This window comes from Pseudomonas sp. NPDC088885 (assembly GCF_044750025.1).
GTDB lineage: Bacteria > Pseudomonadota > Gammaproteobacteria > Pseudomonadales > Pseudomonadaceae > Aquipseudomonas > Aquipseudomonas rustica.
Genome location: NZ_JBIVJB010000189.1, coordinates 925 through 3,699 on the forward strand (window position 1 = coordinate 925; position 2,775 = coordinate 3,699).

At 59.3% G+C, this 2,775-nt stretch carries 2 protein-coding genes and 1 pseudogene; all 3 read left to right on the plus strand.

Annotated features, from left to right (window positions below):
• Positions 1 to 1,356, plus strand: a 1,356-nt coding sequence (infB, locus tag ACIP1X_RS28145; protein WP_400755902.1) for a translation initiation factor IF-2, incomplete at its 5' end; no start/stop codon positions are given.
• A gap of 160 nt (positions 1,357 to 1,516) precedes the next feature.
• Positions 1,517 to 1,918: a 30S ribosome-binding factor RbfA gene (rbfA, locus tag ACIP1X_RS28150; protein ID WP_007915259.1), complete on the plus strand. Its 402-nt coding sequence runs from the start codon at positions 1,517 to 1,519 to the stop codon at positions 1,916 to 1,918.
• Positions 1,919 to 1,922: 4 nt separating this feature from the next.
• Positions 1,923 to 2,714, plus strand: a pseudogene (truB, locus tag ACIP1X_RS28155) (tRNA pseudouridine(55) synthase TruB); the annotation flags it as partial.
• Positions 2,715 to 2,775 lie beyond the last annotated feature (61 nt).

The following is a 2,775-nucleotide window of genomic DNA, read 5'->3' on the forward strand; positions in this document are numbered from 1 at the left end:
GGGGTGTCGAGCCTCGACACCCCGGGTCACGCTGCGTTTACCGCAATGCGTGCTCGTGGTGCCAAGGCGACTGACATCGTGATCCTGGTAGTTGCAGCGGACGACGGCGTGATGCCGCAGACCATTGAAGCTGTTCAGCACGCTGTAGCGGCTGGCGTTCCACTGGTTGTAGCGGTGAACAAAATCGACAAGCCGGGCGCCGATCTCGATCGCATCCGTAGCGAACTGTCGGTTTACGGCGTGACCTCCGAAGAGTGGGGCGGTGATACGCCGTTCGTACCGGTTTCGGCGAAAGTCGGTACTGGCGTGGACGAGCTGCTGGAAGCCGTTCTGCTGCAAGCTGAAGTTCTCGAACTGAAAGCAACACCATCGGCTCCTGGCCGTGGCGTTGTGGTTGAATCGCGTCTCGACAAAGGTCGTGGCCCGGTTGCAACCGTTCTGGTTCAAGACGGTACCCTGCGCCAAGGCGACATGGTGCTGGTCGGTTCGAACTATGGCCGCGTGCGCGCCATGCTCGACGAGAACGGCAAGCCAATCAAAGAAGCCGGTCCTTCCATCCCTGTCGAGATCCTCGGCCTGGACGGTACCCCGGACGCTGGCGACGAGATGAGCGTTGTTGCTGACGAGAAGAAAGCCCGTGAAGTGGCTCTGTTCCGTCAAGGCAAGTTCCGCGAAGTCAAACTGGCTCGCGCTCACGCCGGCAAGCTGGAAAACATCTTCGAAAACATGGGTCAGGCAGAGAAGAAGACGCTCAACATCGTCCTCAAATCCGACGTCCGTGGTTCGCTGGAAGCGTTGAACGGTGCCTTGAATGGCCTGGGCAACGACGAAGTACAAGTGCGCGTAGTAGGCGGCGGCGTGGGTGGTATCACCGAGTCCGACGCTAACCTGGCACTGGCTTCCAACGCTGTTCTGTTCGGCTTCAACGTGCGTGCCGATGCTGGCGCACGGAAGATCGTCGAGCAGGAAGGTCTGGATATGCGTTACTACAACGTGATCTACGACATCATCGAAGACGTCAAGAAAGCCCTGACCGGTATGCTCGGCAGCGATGTTCGCGAGAACATCCTGGGTATCGCCGAAGTGCGTGACGTGTTCCGTTCGCCGAAGTTTGGCGCGATCGCTGGTTGCATGGTGATCGAAGGTGTTGTGCACCGTAACCGTCCAATCCGCGTACTGCGTGAAGACATCGTTATCTTCGAAGGCGAGCTGGAATCCCTGCGCCGCTTCAAGGATGACGCTTCCGAAGTACGTGCCGGCATGGAATGCGGTATCGGCGTTAAGAGCTACAACGACGTTAAAGTCGGCGACAAGATCGAAGTCTTCGAGAAGGTTCAGGTTGCTCGCAGCCTCTGACTCGCGCACTTCAGGAGCCGTGATGGCCGGCCGCACTCAAGGGTGTGGCGCATCACAAGGACTCTAAACGCAACGCCCGGTCTGGCATTTGTCAGGCCGGGCGTTTGCCGCTTTCAGACCTTGCGGGTTTCACCGCAGGGCAGTAACAGGTAACAAAATCATGGCAAAAGAATACAGCCGTACCCAACGTATCGGCGATCAGATGCAGCGCGAGCTGGCCCAACTGATCCGTCGTGAAGTCAAAGATCCACGTGTGGGTCTGGTCACCATTACCGCTGTTGAAGTCAGCCGTGACGTCGGTCACGCGAAGATTTTCATCACCGTGATGGGGCAGGACAACGCTGAAGACATCGCGCAAAGCATCAAGGTGCTGAATGCCGCCGCAGGTTTCCTGCGCATGCAACTGGCCCGTGAAATGAAGCTGCGCAGCGTGCCGCAACTGCACTTCCACTACGACGAATCCGTCGTGCGTGGCGCGCATTTGTCGGCGCTGATCGAGCGTGCCGTGGCTGAAGACAATCAGCACCCGGTCGCTGCTGAACCTGAAGACACCAAGGAGTAATTCGGTGGCTCAGGTCAAACGTATCCGTCGTAACGTCAGCGGCATTATCCTGCTCGACAAGCCGTTGGGGTTCACCTCCAACGCCGCGTTGCAGAAGGTTCGCTGGTTGCTCAACGCCGAGAAGGCCGGTCACACCGGCAGCCTCGACCCGCTGGCCACCGGCGTCTTGCCGTTGTGCTTTGGCGAGGCGACCAAGTTCTCGCAATACCTGCTCGATTCCGACAAGGCCTATGAAACCCTGGCGCAGCTGGGCAAGACCACCACCACGGCCGATGCCGAGGGTGAGGTTTTGCAGGAGCGTCCGGTGACCGTTGGTCGCACCGATGTCGAAGCGGCATTGCCGAAATTTCGTGGGCAAATCAGTCAGATACCGCCGATGTACTCGGCACTCAAGCGTGATGGCCAGCCGCTGTACAAGCTGGCGCGTGCAGGCGAAGTAGTGGAGCGCGAACCGCGTTCTGTTACTATTGCGCGCTTGGAATTACTGGCCTTCGAAGGCGATACTGCGCGTCTTGCGGTGGATTGCAGCCAGGGCACCTATATCCGCACCCGGGTGGAGGATATCGGCGAGCAACTCGGTTGTGGTGCGTACGTCGCTGAATTGCGCCGTACCCAGGCCGGGCCATTCACCCTGGCGCAGACCGTGACCCTCGAAGAGCAGGAAGCGGTACATGCCGAAGGCGGCAACGAAGCGGTTGATCGCTTCCTGATGCCATCGGACAGCGGCTTGCAGGATTGGCCGCTGCTGCACTTCTCGGAAGCGAGCGCGTTCTACTGGCTCAACGGCCAGCCGGTGCCGATCGCATCGTCGAAGACGCGACGCCGCTGACCTTCCCGTTCAAAAGTGCCAAGGATTT

Coding starts and splice junctions, on each gene's coding strand:
- rbfA (WP_007915259.1), top strand. CDS start 1,517: ATGGCAAAAGAATACAGCCGTACCCAACGTATCGGCGATCAGATGCAG.